The organism is Delftia acidovorans SPH-1, from assembly GCF_000018665.1.
GTDB lineage: Bacteria > Pseudomonadota > Gammaproteobacteria > Burkholderiales > Burkholderiaceae_C > Comamonas > Comamonas acidovorans.
Window position 1 is genome coordinate 108,864 of sequence record NC_010002.1, and the last position, 15,726, is coordinate 124,589.

The following is a 15,726-nucleotide window of genomic DNA, read 5'->3' on the forward strand; positions in this document are numbered from 1 at the left end:
GCGGGGCAGGCGTCGGGACGACGGCGCCTAGACAAAACGGAATTGCAGGCGGCCCAGCGGGCCGTAGTCGGCATCGAACAGGTCGCCAGGCTTGGCCGCCACGGGGCGCGTGAACGAGCCGGCCAGCACGGTCTGGCCGGCCTCCAGGGCCTCGCCCCAAGGCGAGAGCTTGTTGGCCAGCCAGGCCACGCCGATGGCGGGATGGCCCTGCACGCCGGCAGCCAGGCCGGTCTCCTCGACCACCCCGTTGCAGCGCAGTATGGCGCCGCACCAGGGCAGGTCAAGCACCCCGGGAACAGCCTGCCCGGCGCCGACCACGATGCCCGCATTGGCCGCGTTGTCGCTGATGGTGTCGTAGACCTTGCGCATGGCCTTGGTGTGGCGGTCGAACTGCTCGATGCGCGCGTCGATGATCTCGATGGCCGGCGTCACATGGTCGGTGGCGTCCAGCACGTCCTGCAGCGTGATCTCCCTGCCGCCGGGCAGGCCGGGGCCGCGCAGCGGCGCCTTGAGCACGAAGGCCAGCTCCACCTCCACGCGCGGCGCGATGAAGTGGGCGGCCGGGATGTCCAGCACCTGGCCCGGCGTGCAGCGGTAGAGCATGCTGTCGAGCAGGGTGCCGTAGTCGGGCTCGTCGATCTGGCTCGATATCTGCATGGCGCGCGAGGTCAGGCCGATCTTGTGGCCGATCACCTTGCGCCCCGCCGCGATCTGCAGACGCACCCATTCGCGCGAGACGCGGTAGCCATCCTCCACGGTCATGCCGGGAAAGCGCTTGGAGAAATGCTCGACCTGCACGCGCGTCTTCTCGCTGCGGTCGAGCTCCTGGGCCAGTTGGGTCAACAGTTCTTGGGAAAACATTTCAAGGCCTGGAAAAGAGAGGATGAAGGGTGCTGTGCTTGCCGTCGTAGACCTGGCCCGGGCTTTCATCGACCTGCACGGTCAGGCCCAGGTGGCGCTGCGCGAACAGCGGCTGCAGATGGCGGCGCGCGCAGGCCAGCAGGGCGTCGCCTGCCTGCTGCTGCACGGCGGCCGAGCGGCCCCGGCCCATGCGCAGGTTGATGTAGATGAAGCCGTAGTCGCCATCGCCGCCGGCCGCACGGCCTGCAGCCCCGCCATCGGCCACGGCGCTGTGCGGCGCGGGGTAGGCCAGCACGCGCGTGCCGCCCGTGGGAAAGACCTGGGCGCCGTCTTCGGCACGCACGGTGAGCATGGTGTCGGCCAGGGCGCGGCACAGCTGCGTCATGTCGGTGTGCGCGTCCAGGCTGGCCGTGTAGAGGATGACCACGTGCGGCATTCAGGCCACCTCCATGGTGGCGGCCGTGCAGCTCACGGCGAAGATGGGAATGGGCTGGCAGTACAGCACCTGGCCCGCGCCGCGCGCGGCGGCGGCCACGGCGATGAAGCTGCGGATCTCGAAGCCGCCCTGGCCGCCGTCGCGGTAGGTCTCGGCGTCGGTGTACGACAGCAGCGCGTCCCGGTCGTTGCGGCACCAGCGGTCCATGAACTGCTGGTCCCATTCCCAGTTGACCTTGCCCGAGTCGGGCGTGGCCGGCCAGTGCGAGATGCCGCCCGTGCCCACGATGGCGATGCGCTCGGGCGCCTTGTCGCAGGCGCGGCGCAGGGCCTCGCCAAAGGCCCAGGCGCGGTGCAGCGGCGTCAGCGGCGGGCCCTGGCAGTTGATGTTGACGGGGATGATGTCCTTGTCATAGGCCGGCGTCAGAAAGTGCAGCGGGACCATGATGCCGTGGTCGAACTTCCACTCCTCGGCAAAGGCCACGTCCACGGTCTGCATGACCTCGGTGATCAGGCGCCGCGACAGCTCGGCATTGCCGGGGATGCGGTGGCGCTCTATGCCCAGCCAGGCCGGGTCCTCGATGGGTCCTTCGTAGTGGTCGGCCATGCCGATGGCATAGGCCGGCATGTTGTTCATGAAGAAGTTGGCGAAGTGCTCGGCCGCGATGACGATCACGGCATCGGGCCGCGCCGCCTCCAGCCGTGCGCCCATGTCGCGGAAGGCGGCATGGAAGGCATCCCTGGTGGCCGGATCGGCCAGGTGTGCGCGGCCCGTGATGCCGGGCGCGTGGCTGCAAACGCCTGCAAATACCAGACTCATCTCAAACTCCTGCGATCTTTTCGTTGGTGGCTGTCGTCATCGCGTAGACGCCCGCGCGCACCGGTCCGTGCTTTTGCACGCCGTCGCGCATGGCCTGCAGGTAGTCGGCCCAGGGCATGCCCAGCAGCGGCGCGAAGTGCATCAGCAGCTGGCCGTTGCAGCCCAGCACGTAGAGCTTGCCGATGTCGCCATGGAACATGGCTTCGTACTCCTCGGGCTCCAGCGCGTACTCGGCCAGCAGCGCGGCGCGGTCCTCGGCAAAGCGCCGCTGCACCTCGGGCTCGCGGTTGAGCTGGAACAGGAATTTCTGCATGGTGTACAGGCTCATGGCGGCTCCCGGTGTCTGCCTCAGCCCAGCGTGATGTTGGCGCGGCGGATGATGGCTTCGTACTTGGCGATTTCGCTGGTGACGAAGGCTGCGAACTGCTGCGCCGTGCCGGCCTGCGAGACGATGCCGCCGCGCGCGAAGGCGTCCACCACGGCGGGCTCGGCCAGGGCCTTGACCACGGCGGCGTTGATGCGCTGCACCAGCGCATCGGGCGTGGCGCCGGGTGCCAGCAGCCCCTGCCAGGAGTTGGATTCCAGCGCCACGCCCTGCTCGGCCAGCGTGGGCACCTGGGGAGCGAACTGCGAGCGCTGGCGCGTGGCCATGCCCAGTGCCACCAGCTTGCCGCTTTGCACATGGCCACGGAACTCGGGCCAGTTGCCGAACATCACGTCCACCTGGCCGCCCAGCAGGTCGGCCAGCGCCGGGCCCTGGCCCTTGTAGGGGATGTGGACCATGTCGATGCCCATCTCCTGGCACAGCAGCGCGCCCGACAGATGGGCCGAGGTGCCGTTGCCGAACGAGGCATAGCTGAGCTCGCCGGGCCTGGCCTTGGCGCGGCTGCGCAGGTCGGCCAGCGTCTTCAGGCCGCTGCCCGGGTGGGTGGCCAGCACATGCTCGGACAGGCCCATCAGCGCCACGGGCTTGAGGTCGCGCGTGGTGTCGTAGGGCAGGTTCTTCACCAGCGTCTTGTTGGCCGTGAAGCTGTTGGCCACGCACACCAGGGTGTAGCCGTCGGCCGGCTGCTTGGACACATAGTCCACGCCGATCACCGTGCCCGCGCCGGGCTTGTTCTCCACGATCACAGGCTGGCCCAGGGACTTGCCCAGCTCGGTGCCCACCAGGCGCGCCACCAGGTCGGTGGTGCCGCCCGGCGTGAAGGGCACGATGATGCGCAGCGGTTTTGCAGGCCAGGTGCCGGCCGGGCTACCGGGCTGGGCCTGGGAAAGGCCCGGGAGCATCAGCGCTGCGGCCGTGGTGGCTGCGGTGGATTGCAGGAAATGGCGGCGTTGCATGTCTTGTCTCCTCGGTTCTCTTTGTCGTTGTCGCTGGTCGCCCGTTCAGACGCCCCAGTGCGGAATATGGTGCGAGCCCAGCGATACGGCCACGTTCTTGGGCTCGCAGAAGACCTCGTAGCTCCAGCTGCCGCCCTCGCGGCCCGTGCCCGAGGCCTTGGTGCCGCCGAAGGGCTGGCGCAGGTCGCGCACGTTCTGGCTGTTGACGAAGCACATGCCGGCCTCGATGGCGGCGGCCACGCGGTGGGCGCGGCCCACGCTCTCGGTCCAGACGTAGCTGGACAGGCCGTACTGGATGTCGTTGGCCAGGCGCACGGCCTCGGCCTCGTCGCTGAAGGGGATGATGCAGGCCACGGGGCCGAAGATCTCGTCCTGGGCGATCTGCATGCGGTTGTCCACGTCGGCAAACACCGTGGGCAGCACATAGTTGCCCTTGCGCACGCGCTCGGGCAGCACGGGCGCATCCAGGCCGCCGCACAGCATGCTGGCGCCTTCCTTCTGGCCCAGTTCGATGTAGTGGCGCACCTTGGCCAGGTGGCTGGCGCTGATCATGGGGCCGACGATGGTGGATTCCTCCAGCGGGTCGCCCACGGTGATCTTCCTGGCGCGCTCCACGAAGCGGTCCACGAACTTCGCATAGATGCCCTTTTGCACCAGGATGCGGCTGCCGGCCGTGCAGCGCTCGCCGTTGTTGGAGAAGATCATGAACACGGCCGCATCCAGCGCGCGCTCGAAGTCGGCGTCGTCAAAGATCACGAAAGGGCTCTTGCCGCCCAGCTCCATGCTGAACTTCTTGAGGCCGGCGGCCTGCACGATGCGGTTGCCGGTCTGGGTCGAGCCCGTGAACGAGACGGCGCGCACATCGCGGTGGCGCACCAGGGGCTCGCCCGCGTCCTTGCCGTAGCCGTGCACCAGGTTGAGCACGCCGGGCGGAATGCCGGCCTCCAGCGCCAGCTCGCCCAGGCGCGCGGCCGTCATGGGCGACAGCTCGCTCATCTTGAGCACGGCCGTGTTGCCGAAGGCCAGGCAGGGCGCCACCTTCCAGGTGGCCGTCATGAAGGGCACGTTCCAGGGCGAGATCAGCGCGCACACGCCCACGGGGTGGAACAGGGTGTAGTTCAGGTGCGTGGGCGTGGGATAGGTGTGGCCGTCCACGCGCGTGCACATCTCGGCAAAGTAGTAGAAGTTGTCGGCCGCGCGCGGCACCAGCTGCTTGCCCGTCTGGGCGATGACCTGGCCACAGTCGTTGGTCTCGGTCTGCGCGATCTCGGGCACATGGCGGGCGATCAGGTCGCCCAGCTTGCGCACGAGCTTGGCGCGTTCGGTGGCAGGCGTGTTGGCCCATTTCGGGAAGGCGTTCTTCGCGGCGGCAACGGCGGCCTGCACCTCGGCCTCGCCGCCAGCGGCGACCTCGGCCAGCACCTCCTGGGTGGCGGGGTTGACGGTCTCGAAATAGTCCTTGCCGGCGACGGCCTTGCCGTCGATCAGGTGGTCAATGCGCATGGGGATTCCTTGGCGTGTGCGATGGGTTTCAGGAGGCGGCCGGCGCGTCGCCGACGATGGTGTTGACCAGGCGGCCCAGGCCTTCGATCTCGGTGACGATCTCGTCGCCCACGCGGGAGTCGGCCACGCCGTCGGGCGTGCCGGTGAGGATGAGGTCGCCGGGGTTCAGGGTCATGAAGCCCGACAGGTGGGCGATCAGCGAGGGGATGTCATGCACCATGTCGCGCGTGCTGCCGTCCTGCTTGAGCTCGCCGTTGACCCAGCTGCGCAGACGCAGGTTCATGGGGTCGGGCACATCGGCCGCATCGACGAACCACGGGCCCACGGGCGTGGCGCCGTCGCGGTTCTTCACGCGCAGGTTGGGCCGGTAGAAGTTCTCCAGGTAGTCGCGTATGGCGTAGTCGTTGGCCGTGCAGTAGCCGGCGATCACGCTGTAGGCATCCTCGCGGCGCACGTTGCGGCAGGTCTTGCCTATGACCACGCCCAGCTCGCACTCGAAGTGCATGTAGGCCACGTCGGCGGGCCGGTACGTGCGGCCGTGGTGGCCGTTCAGCGTGTTCGGGCCCTTGAGGAAGACCAGCGGTTCCTCGGGCGCCTTGTTGAAGGCGATTTCCTTGGCATGGTCCGCATAGTTCAGGCCCAGCGCGAAGACCGTGCCGAACTGCAGCGGCGGCAGCCACTGCACGGCGGTCTCCGCCACCAGGCGGCCATCGGGCAACTGCACCTGTCCGTGCGGGCCTTCGGTGACCTGCAGGGTCTGTCCTTCGAAGATGACGCGTCCGTGCTTCATGCTGCTGCTCCCTGTTCTGCCACCACCGAATGCGTGAGCCGGCCCAGGCCGGGCACCTCGATGACCACGCGGTCCCCGGGCCGCGCCAGCGGCGCGCCCTCGCCCGGGCCCAGCAGCAGCACGTCGCCGGGCGACAGCGTCATGAATTCGGTCACGTCGGCCAGCAGCCTTGCGGGCGAGCGCACCAGGTCGGCAAAGCCGCGCTGCCAGACCTGTTCACCATTGATGGACACCGTGAGCGTGGCCGCCTGTGCGTCAAAGCCTGTGCCGCGAACGAGAGCGCCCAGCGGGCAGAAACCGTCGCGGCAGCGCTGGCGGATGGCGGGGCGGTAGTAGTTCTCGTGCGGCAGCGTGAGGTCGCTGGCGATCAGCCAGCCGGCCACATGGTCCAGGGCCGTTGCTTCGCTGACGCGCGTGGCGCTGCGGCCGATCACCAGGCCGATGCTGGCATCGACGCGGACCTCGCCCGGATCGGCCGGCACGGCCACCGCAGCGCCATCGCGTGCCCAGGTGTTGCGCGGCTTGAGGTAGAGCACGGGGGCGCGCGGAGCGGCCTTGTAGGGCGCGCTGTCGAACTGCGGCGACAGGCGCTGCACGGTGGCCTGCTGGTTGAGCAGCGTGCCGTAGACCGTGCCCAGCGCAAGGCCGTCATCCAGGAGAAAGGGCTGAATCTGCATGGTGTGGATTTAGTTAACGTGGTAATTATTGTTTTTGCAACAAGCCCCGTCAACACGGTGGATTCAGGGTTTTCCCAGGCCGCAGCAAAAAGCCCCTGCGCGGCGAACCGTGCAGGGGCTTGAAGGGGGTACCGGGAGCTGCCGGTGCTGGCGGTGGCTGGCCGGTGCTGGCGTCAGCCGCGGCGGCGGCGCAGTGCGGCCATGCCGCCCAGGACCAGCGCCAGCAGCGCCTGGGCCAGTGTGGACAGGCCGGGCACGGGGGTGGCCGTGGCGCCGGGCGGCAGGGCCGCAGGCGCGGCCACCGCCACGGGGTCCACGATGACGCCGTTGACGGTCAGGTCGCTGTCTCCCGTCTGCCCGTCGGTGATGTCGAAGCTCACCGAGCGGCGGTCGGGTGCGAAGCGGTAGGCCGAGGCGCTCAGCTCATACCAGTGCGCCGTGGGCGTGGCGGCCGTGGGGCCGTACTTCCAGAGCGTGGCCTGGGCGGGTGCGGCTTCAGGCAGGTCCATGCGGATGGTGGCCATGGAGCCCGGCGTGCCGCCCATGAGCACGAAGCTCAGGCTGCCATAGGGCAGGCGCAGGTCGCCCGGCAGCGGGCTTTGCGAGGGCGCGGGCTGAAAGCCTGCCGAGTTCGAGGCGAACTGCCACTGGTCTGCACCCACGTTGCCGGTGCCGTTGCTCACGCCCGCCGTATTGCTGCCCGTGCCGATCTGCGTGCCGATGGGCACTGGCTTGCTCAGCGCCAGCACAGCCGGCGCGCTGGCCGTGCCCGATGCCGGCAGGTTGACCGCATGCACGCGGTAGCTCACGGCGGGGTCCAGGCCCGTGAAGGACAGCGTGGCGGCCGTGCCGGCTGCGGTGCTGACCGTATTGCTGGCAGGGGCCGGCAGGCCGGCGGCATCCAGGCCGGCCATGACCTGTTCCCAACTGGGGACGGGGGCGTTGGCAGGCAGGGCCACGGCGCGCAGGCTGCCGCCCATGCTGGGGGTGGCCTGGACCACGGCCGATGTCTGGTCCACGGCCTGGGCGGTCAGGGCCACGGTAGATAGCGCCGGCACCGCCAGGCTGTCCAGGCGCGCCTTTTTCCAGGCGGCATAGGGCAGGTCCTTGGCCGCGGTGCCATCGCCGTAGAAATCGGCATCGCCGCAGTCGCTGATGATGTCCACGCTGCCGCCTGCGTCCAGGCTGGCCGGCATGGCGCCTATGCCTTCGGCCGAGCAGGCGGTATTGGGCACGGTAATGGCGGCCAGGTCGGCAGCGCGCGGGCGCAGGTTCAGGGCCAGGCCTGCGCCGTTCACGCGGCCATCCCAGGAATAGAGCTGGAAGTTGCGCGGCGCGGTGCCCGTGGCGCTGGCCGAGGGACCGGCAATGATCAGGTACTCGCCGGCCGCGTTCTTGCGGATTTCGCGGATGCCTCGGCCGCCCAGGTCCAGGCGGATCGGCTGGCCCATGATGGCGCTGCCCTTGCTGCCGCCATCGGCCGCAGGCAGGGCCGCGAAGTTGGTCACGGGCACGATCAGCGCATGCGTGCGGCCCGTGGCGTCGTCGGCCGTGACGGCCGACGCGCCCGGTGCCGGCACCAGCGGCGCGCGAAAGCCCAGCCATGCGGCGCCGTCGTCGGGGCTGGTGGACATGCCTTCGATGGAAAAGCCGCTCATCGTCTCGGCCTCGGGCGCCTTGGTGGCGCCGCCGTCCGAGCTGGCCACCAGGCCCAGGTAGTTGGCGGCAAGGCCGTCATGCGCGGCCGCGTCCCAGCTGCGCAGGTCCTCGCGCAGCCAGCGGTAGTAGCCTCGTGTGGTCAGTGCCGTGGAGGCGCCGGAGCCGGTCACATCCATCGCCGCCAGGCGCCAGCGGTCGGTGCGCGACTTGCCGCTCTTGTTGTTGGAGTGCGAGCCCGCCACGTACACGCGGCTGCCCAGGGCAAAGCTGGCCTCGATGTCCATTTCCTCGTCGCTCTTGCAGCTGTCCAGGCCCGTGAGGCCGGGGGCGGTGCAGGCGGCGGCATCGGCCAGGCCCAGGGCGGTCCTGTCCAGCATCAGCGGCTTGATGGGCAGCCCGCCGGCCGGGCCATAGGCCGAGAAGGAGTTGCCGGCCGGCAGCGCATTGCCCGAGGCATCCTGGGCAGGCGCCTCGTCGTCGCCCACAAGCATGGTGGCGGCATCGATGACGATGGCCGTCGATGCGTCCGAGCGCCCGGCCAGCCAGCGCGGGCTGGTGTTGGCCGCGGTGTTGGCCGAGGCCGCGTACTTGATGGTGCGGCTGACGGAGGCGCCGCCCGCGTTGGTCAGCGTGACGGTGATGTCGGCATAGCCCACGCCGGTGGGCGTGATCCTGAGCACGGCGTTGCCGGCCTGGTTGGACGCGGCCAGGCCGGCGTCGGCCACCACGGCCTGGTTGCTCGAACGCGCAGTGACCTGTACGCCGCCAGCGCCCCCCGCATCCTGCACCGTGAAGCCGATGCCTGCCGAGGCCAGCGGGTCGTTGGCGTCGCCGACCACGCCGGAAAACGCGGTCAGTTCGGGCAGCGAGGCCGTCGGCGGGGCCGAGGCCATGAAAGGCACGCTCACTGCAGCCGTGCTCCCGCCGAGGCCGTTGACGGCGCGCACGCGCAGCGTATAGCTGCCGGGCTGCAGGCCTTCCAGCGCCTGGCTGTTGCCCAGGGCCACGGCCGTGGAGGCTACCGATGCAAAGCTGTCCTGCGACAGCTCCACCACGTAGTAGGCTGCGCCCGGCACGGCGTCCCAGGCGGCCGTCACGCGGTTGCCGGCCGGGGTGGCCGCCAGGTTGGAGGGGGCGGCGGGCACGGTCGCCGGCACGGTCTCCAGCGGAGCCCAGGCCACGCCATAGAACACGCCGCCCTGCGGCGCGGCGATGGACTCGGCCGTGCCCGACAGCGTGCCGGCGTAGCCGCCGTGATCGAAGGCGCGGTACAGGCGGCCCGTGGTGTCGGTGGCCATCAGCATCACATTGCCGCCGCCGGTATCGAAGGCGGCCAAGCCGTGGACCTTGGACAGGCCGGCAATGGAGCCTGCGGGCTGCCAGCTGGTGCCGTCCATCGAGAGGCGGAATTTCCGGATGGCGCCGGCATCGTTGTCCGCCACGTAGACGGTGTTCGCCAGGGCGGGGCCGCCATCGAGTTGCAGGAAGGCGATGCCGCGGTAGGTGGAGGGCGTCAGGCCCGCCAGGGGCAGGGCCGTCTGGATGCCCGTGGTCGGCAAATTCGTGCCGATCTGGTTGAGCGAGCCGCCGTTGATGGCGGCGATCAACTGGCCGCCGGCGACCGCCAGGCCCTGGACATTGCTGCTGTTCAGTTGGGAGATGCCCGTGCCGTCTGCAGCCACGTGCCAGACGCCATTGTTGGCCGTGGCCGTACCCTTGCCGCTGGCCCAGACGGCGCCGCAGTCGCTGCTGGCTGCACCGCGGATGGTGTCCTTGCTGAAAGCCGTGGTGCCGAGCGGGCGCAGGCTTTTCACGTCGGAGTCGAACCCCACCACGGCCACGGCGCGCTGGGCCGCCGCTGCCGTGACGCCGTTGGGCTCGGTGCCACCGGTGGCCACGGCATAGCCGGGAACCACCAGACACAGGCCATTGTCCGAGCGGTTGAGCAGGCCTTCCGAGCCCTTGCTGCTGGCCGTCAGCGGCGTTGCACCGCCTGACAGCGGCAGCGATTGGACCAGGGTGCCGTCCACGCGGTACTCGTCCAGGTACACAGGCAGGGCGCCCGTGCCTGTGCCCACGCGGTAGGCCACCAGGTTGCCCGGGGTGAAGGGCGCGGACCATGCAGCGCCACACAGGGCCAGGCAGGCCGTTGCAATCGCCTTGTGCCGCCAATCCAAAGTATCCATGCGCATGCTCACCATCCCCTGTGTGACAAATCGCGCGACTGTAAAAGGCGGCTGTGACAGCCCGGTGACGGCAGGCCATGCACGACGGCGGCAAGCTGCCATGCAAAAAAGACGGCTCCCGCGCGGGAGCCGTCTTTGGTTCATTGCGCCGTGAAGCCTGCGCTTTGCTTTTTCTGGTTATGGGCGCCGCATGTCCACGGTGCAGCGGATCAGCGGATCAGCAGCACTGGCACCTGGCTGCCGGCAAGCACCTGGGTGCTGACCGAGCCCATGACCAGGCGGCCCAGCGCGCCATGGCCATGCGTGCCCATGACCAGCAGGTCGAACTTGCCTTCCTCGGCGGCCTTGATGATGGAGTCGGCGACCGGGCCCACCTTGCTCAGGCGCGTGGCCTGCACGCCGTGTTCGGCCAGGTAGCTGCACACGGGGTCCAGCACCTTGGTCGATTCCTCGGCGTAGTACTCGTCCACCACCTCCTTGCCCAGGGCGGCGCGCGCGCGGGCCGGCAGCTGGGGCTGGACAGTGATGGCGCTGTAGCTGTGGGCGGAGCCCAGGATCTCGGGGTGCGAGGTCAGATAGGCCAGCATCTTCTGGGTGTAGGGGCTGCCATCGACTGCGAGCAGGATGTTCATGAAAGTCCTCCTTTGGTATGGCCCAAGACTAAGCCCAAGCCGGGATGGAGTGCTTGATCCAGGTCAAGCGCGGACCGGCGCATCTGCCACCTCTGCCGCCCCTGCGGTCACGTGCGCCGGCAACTCGATGGTAGAGCGCGGGAAAAAGCCCTCCTGCTCGCCCTTGCGTGCATAGCCCAGCGGGTTGGCCACCACGCGACATCGCCAGGCGCTGCCATCGTCGCGCAGGCCCTCGGCCACATAGTCGCTGGGCGAATGCAGGTGGCCGTGCAGCCACAGATCGGCAAAGGGCAGCAGATCGTCGAGCACATTGCAAAAGCCGGCCGTGCCGGGCACCAGGCCATAGCGCGGATCGGCGCTGCGCAGGCTGGGCGCGAAGTGCGTGACGGCCACCGTGGGGCCGTCGAAAGGCCGGGCCAGCGCCTGGCGCAGCCATTGCTGGCAGACCAGCGACTGCTCGCGCATGGGCTCGGCCAGGAAGGGCTCGCCGCCGCGCGTGCCGCCGGTCTTGTGCAGGTAGAAGTTGGCGGCGCGGAAGGCCTTCTCGCGCAGCTTGAGCAGCCGGGCCAGATCGGTCACGCCTTCGTGCATGGACATGGCGTCGTAGTCGCTCCACAGCGTGGTGCCCACGAAGCGCACGCCGCCCAGCACGGCGGTCTCGCGCTCCAGCCAGACCATGCCCATGCGCTCGCAGGCGGCGCGCAGGCGGGCATGGGCGGCGTCGAAGTCCTGCATGTCGTACTCATGGTTGCCCGGCACGAAGATCACGGGGCAGGGCCAGCCCGCGTACTGGGGCAGGGGAGAGAAGCGCTCCAGCCCGAAGTGCTCGCCTTGCAGCAGGCTGCCGCTTTGGTAGGAGCCTATGTCGCCGGCCAGCACCAGCACGTCGGCATCGGGTGCGGGCTCGGCGATGAAATGCGGATGGGCCTCGAGGTGCAGGTCGGACAGCAGCTGGATCTTCATGCGGCCAAGTGTAGAACCTGCGCTGGCGCGCGCCCCCGCAACACGCTCTCAGGTGTGCGGGAAGGTGGCTTCGGCCGAGCGCGTGAGCGTGCGCAGCAGCCAGTCGTAGGCCTGCGGATGCTGGCCGCGCCGGCGCCACAGCGCATCCACATGCACGGGCTGCACGTCGAAGGGCAGCTCGCGCAGCACCAGCTTGTCGGCCATGCCGGTCACGGGCACGAAGTGGCGCGGCAGGATGGTCAGCAGGTTGGAGTTCATGACCACGCGCCCGGCCGTGAAGAACTGGTTGACGGTGAGCACCACCTGGCGCGTGCGGCCCAGCGAGGCCAGGGCCTCGTCGATGAAACCGAAGGAGCGGCCCGAGAAGCTCACCAGCATGTGGCGCGCCGCGCAGTAGTTGTCCAGCGTCAGCGGCACATCGGCCAGCGGATGGCCCTGGCGCATCACGCACAGGTACTCGCCTTCATACAGGCGCCGGCTGTCGAAGGCCACCAGGGCGCCCGACTGCGCGCGCGCCGTCAGGTCGGCCAGCGCTGCGGGGAAGTAGCCCACGGCCATGTCGGCCTCGCCGGCCTCCAGCAGGCCGCGCGGGTCGCGCGTGGTCAGCGGCAGCACGCGGATGCCCACGCCGGGCGCCTCGCGCTCCAGCAGGCTGAACATGGGCGGGATCAGCGTGGCGGCCGTGGCGTCGGCCATGGCCAGCACAAAGGTGGCGGTGGCGGTGGAAGGGTGGAATTCGCCTGGCGTCAGCGTGTCCTGCAGTTGCTGCAGCGCCTCGCGGATCACGGGCCACAGCGCCAGCGCGCGCGGCGTGGGCTCCACGCCCTGGCCCTGGCGCACCAGGAGCTCGTCGCCCAGGGCCTCGCGCAGGCGTCGCAGGGCGTTGCTCACGGCCGGCTGGGTGATGGCCAGCTTGTGGGCCGCCCGCGTCAGGCTGCGCTCTGCCATCACCTCGTCGAAGACGCGCAGCAGGTTCAGATCCAGTGTGCGGAAGTTCAGGGCAGACATGGCGGCGGGCGCTGAGTCATCACTGGCGTGAATGCTACAGATTCAAGATATAAATTTGAAGAGCTCTAGGGTAAACCCTATAGTTACACCTAGTCGCCCGCCACGCCGTCAAAAGCGGCTATTTAACTGGGTTTATCTGCCATGAGCAACTTCATTTACAACTCCTACTGTGTCGAGCACCCTGGTGTGGTGCATGTCTATCAAGCCGCCGATGACCGCAAGAGCGCTGCCAAGCGTTTCTCCGGCAAGCGTGGCGCCAGCGCCCTGCTGCTCGCTGCCCTGGTGGCCGCGCTGATGGTGGTGGTCAACGAGGTCGCCCACAACTGGACCGACGGCCACATGCTGGGCGCCTGGGTGGTGCTGTGGGTTGCCGCCTTCATGGGCCTGGCCCTGTTCTCCGCTCCCGCCCGCCGCGCTGCCATGACGGCCCGCGCCGGCTACCGCGCCTGGACCGAAAGCCGCCAGCAGGCCGCCGCTGACGAGCGCATCTGGAACGCCGCCCTGCAGGACGCCCGCCTGATGGCCGACCTGGCCCGCGCCATGGATCGTCAAGGCAACTGATCTCTGCCTGGGGCGCCTTGCGGCGCTCCTCCAAAAAAGCCGCTGCCCACAAGGCGCGGCTTTTTTGTTGTCTGGGGGCGTCGTTGAAACGCCACAAAAAAGCCTCGCAGTGCGAGGCTTTTTCCATGGGCTGGCGCCGGATCAGGCCGCCAAGCGCTTTTCTAGTTCGGCCTTGGTCACCAGCAGCTCCTGGGGCAGCTTGTGGGCCAGCTTGTCGAAGTGCTCGGTGTGCAGCTGCATTTCCTCGGCCCAGGCGGCCTTGTCGATGCTGGTCACGCTGGCGAACTGGTCTGCGGAGAAGTCCAGGCCGGTCCAGTTGATCTCGGCGTACTGGGGCGCAATGCCGAAGGCTGTCTGCTCGCCCTGTGCCTGGCCTTCGAGGCGGTCGATCATCCACTTCAGCACGCGCATGTTCTCGCCGTAGCCGGGCCAGACGAACTTGCCGTCGGCGTTCTTGCGGAACCAGTTGGTGGTGAAGATCTTGGGCAGGACGGCGCCCTGGCCTTCGATCTTGGCGCCCAGCGTGAGCCAGTGCTGGAAATAGTCGCTCATGTTGTAGCCGGCAAACGGCAGCATGGCGAAGGGGTCGCGGCGCACCACGCCCTGGGCGCCGAAGGCGGCGGCCGTGGTTTCCGAACCCATGGTGGCGGCCATGTAGACGCCTTCGGTCCAGTTGCGGGCCTCGGTCACCAGCGGCACGGTGGTGGAGCGGCGGCCGCCGAAGATGATGGCGTCGATCTTCACGCCCTTGGGATCGTCCCAGGCTTCGTCCAGCGCGGGGTTGTTGGTCGCGGCCACGGTGAAGCGGGCATTGGGGTGGGCGGCCTTGGCGCCGGTCTCGCGGGCGATCTGGGGCGTCCAGTCCTTGCCTTGCCAGTCGATCAGGTGATCGGGCTGCTTGCCGGTGTCCTTGTCCATGCCTTCCCACCACACGTCGTTGTCATCGGTCAGCGCGACGTTCGTGAAGATCACGTTCTTGTCGAGGCTGGCCATGCAGTTGGGGTTGGTGTGGTAGTTCGTGCCCGGGGCCACGCCGAAGTAGCCGGCTTCGGGGTTGATGGCGCGCAGCGAGCCGTCGGCCTGGGGCTTGATCCAGGCGATGTCGTCGCCGATGGTGGTGACCTTCCAGCCTTCGAAGACCTTGGGCGGCACCAGCATCGAGAAATTGGTCTTGCCGCAGGCGCTGGGGAAGGCCGCAGCCACGTGGTACTTCTTGCCCTGGGGGCTGGTCACGCCCAGGATGAGCATGTGCTCGGCCAGCCAGCCCTGGTCGCGGCCCATGGTGGAGGCGATGCGCAGCGCAAAGCACTTCTTGCCCAGCAGGGCGTTGCCGCCGTAGCCCGAGCCATAGCTCCAGATTTCGCGCGTCTCGGGGTAGTGGACGATGTACTTGGTCTTGTTGCAGGGCCAGCTGGTCTGGTCCTTCTCGCCTTCGGCCAGGGGCGCGCCCACGGTGTGCACGCAGGGAACGAACTCGCCTTCCACGCCGATCACGTCATACACGGCACGGCCCATGCGGGTCATGATCTTCATGTTGACGGCCACGTAGGCGCTGTCGGACAGCTCCACGCCCACGTGGGCGATGGGCGAGCCCAGCGGGCCCATGGAGAAAGGCACCACATACATGGTGCGGCCGGCCATGCAGCCGTCGAACAGCGGCTGCAGCGTGGCGCGCATCTCGTTCGGGGCCATCCAGTTGTTGGTCGGGCCCGCATCTTCCTTGTTGGCCGAGCAGATGTAGGTGCGGTCCTCGACGCGTGCCACGTCGGACGGGTCGGACCAGGCCAGGTAGCTGCCGGGGCGCTTGACGGGATCGAGCTTCTTGAAGGTGCCGGCATCGACGAGCTGCTGGCACAGCTGCTCGTACTCTTCCTGGGAGCCGTCGCACCAATGGATCTTGGCGGGCTTGCACAGTGCGGCCATCTCGGCCACCCAGGCGATCAGGCGGCTGTTCTTGACGTAGGCAGGGGCCTGGATGTTCAGGCCTTGCATGACGGGTGCGTTCATCGCGGAGCTTCCTTCAATTGAAAAAACCAGTTTTTCAAAGGGGACGCGCCTGTTGCCGCGCCAACTTTGAGAAACGGGCTCTCGTTCAGTCGGCGCGCGAAGGAAGCTCTTCTCGGGGCGGCGAGGCGGCGCTGGCGGAAGCTGGCGGCGCACCGGCTGGGGATTCGATTCTAGGGAGCGGTCACGAATTTGTCAGCAAACGAATGGCAAAAACTATGCATTCTATGCATCAAAGTATGCAATATGGATGTTTGATTTGCCTGCCGAACAGGCAAGCAAAAAG

At 68.5% G+C, this 15,726-nt stretch carries 13 protein-coding genes and 1 pseudogene; 1 reads left to right on the forward strand and 13 read right to left on the reverse strand.

From position 1 onward, the window contains the following. Positions 1 to 27: 27 nt before the first annotated feature. The 12 genes and pseudogenes from hpaH to DACI_RS00555 form a co-directional block, all read right to left on the reverse strand. Positions 28 to 861: a 2-oxo-hept-4-ene-1,7-dioate hydratase gene (hpaH, locus tag DACI_RS00500; RefSeq protein WP_012202040.1), complete on the reverse strand. Its 834-nt coding sequence runs from the start codon at positions 859 to 861 to the stop codon at positions 28 to 30. A 1-nt stretch (position 862) separates the two neighbouring features. Next, positions 863 to 1,297 carry a 5-carboxymethyl-2-hydroxymuconate Delta-isomerase gene (locus DACI_RS00505; protein ID WP_012202041.1) on the reverse strand — a complete coding sequence of 145 codons (435 nt, stop codon included), beginning with the start codon at positions 1,295 to 1,297 and terminating at the stop codon, positions 863 to 865. Then, on the reverse strand, positions 1,298 to 2,116 hold the full coding sequence (locus DACI_RS00510; protein WP_012202042.1) for a DODA-type extradiol aromatic ring-opening family dioxygenase: 819 nt from the start codon (positions 2,114 to 2,116) through the stop codon (positions 1,298 to 1,300). A 1-nt stretch (position 2,117) separates the two neighbouring features. After that, positions 2,118 to 2,444, reverse strand: coding sequence for an aromatic ring-opening dioxygenase subunit LigA (locus DACI_RS00515; RefSeq protein WP_012202043.1), 327 nt, complete (start codon positions 2,442 to 2,444; stop codon positions 2,118 to 2,120). 20 nt (positions 2,445 to 2,464) lie between these two features. Further along, positions 2,465 to 3,460: pseudogene (locus DACI_RS00520) on the reverse strand (tripartite tricarboxylate transporter substrate binding protein); the annotation flags it as partial. A 42-nt stretch (positions 3,461 to 3,502) separates the two neighbouring features. Then, positions 3,503 to 4,960, reverse strand: coding sequence for a 5-carboxymethyl-2-hydroxymuconate semialdehyde dehydrogenase (gene hpaE / locus DACI_RS00525; RefSeq protein ID WP_012202045.1), 1,458 nt, complete (start codon positions 4,958 to 4,960; stop codon positions 3,503 to 3,505). A 28-nt stretch (positions 4,961 to 4,988) separates the two neighbouring features. Beyond that, entirely contained in the window at positions 4,989 to 5,750 is a 762-nt protein-coding gene (locus tag DACI_RS00530) for a fumarylacetoacetate hydrolase family protein (protein WP_012202046.1), read from the reverse strand. Then, the gene (locus DACI_RS00535) at positions 5,747 to 6,427 is read right to left on the reverse strand and encodes a fumarylacetoacetate hydrolase family protein (RefSeq protein WP_012202047.1); all 681 of its coding nucleotides are present in this window, start codon (positions 6,425 to 6,427) and stop codon (positions 5,747 to 5,749) included. Before DACI_RS00535 ends, DACI_RS00530 begins: the two co-directional genes overlap by 4 nt. 173 nt (positions 6,428 to 6,600) lie before the next feature. Further along, complete coding sequence (locus DACI_RS00540; protein WP_225971017.1) at positions 6,601 to 10,272, reverse strand: fibronectin type III domain-containing protein; 3,672 nt, start codon at positions 10,270 to 10,272, stop codon at positions 6,601 to 6,603. Positions 10,273 to 10,481: 209 nt separating this feature from the next. Then, positions 10,482 to 10,904, reverse strand: coding sequence for a universal stress protein (locus DACI_RS00545; RefSeq protein ID WP_012202049.1), 423 nt, complete (start codon positions 10,902 to 10,904; stop codon positions 10,482 to 10,484). A 63-nt stretch (positions 10,905 to 10,967) separates the two neighbouring features. Continuing rightward, positions 10,968 to 11,867 (reverse strand): metallophosphoesterase, encoded by a 900-nt coding sequence (locus tag DACI_RS00550; protein ID WP_012202050.1) that lies wholly within the window; start codon positions 11,865 to 11,867, stop codon positions 10,968 to 10,970. A gap of 48 nt (positions 11,868 to 11,915) precedes the next feature. Beyond that, complete coding sequence (locus DACI_RS00555) at positions 11,916 to 12,875, reverse strand: LysR family transcriptional regulator (RefSeq protein WP_012202051.1); 960 nt, start codon at positions 12,873 to 12,875, stop codon at positions 11,916 to 11,918. 141 nt (positions 12,876 to 13,016) lie between these two features. Here DACI_RS00555 and DACI_RS00560 point away from each other — a divergent pair, with 141 nt between their 5' ends. Beyond that, complete coding sequence (locus DACI_RS00560; RefSeq protein WP_012202052.1) at positions 13,017 to 13,436, forward strand: hypothetical protein; 420 nt, start codon at positions 13,017 to 13,019, stop codon at positions 13,434 to 13,436. A 141-nt stretch (positions 13,437 to 13,577) separates the two neighbouring features. Here the strand turns inward: DACI_RS00560 and DACI_RS00565 are convergent, their stop codons facing one another. Continuing rightward, on the reverse strand, positions 13,578 to 15,443 hold the full coding sequence (locus tag DACI_RS00565; RefSeq protein WP_012202053.1) for a phosphoenolpyruvate carboxykinase (GTP): 1,866 nt from the start codon (positions 15,441 to 15,443) through the stop codon (positions 13,578 to 13,580). Positions 15,444 to 15,726: the final 283 nt, after the last annotated feature.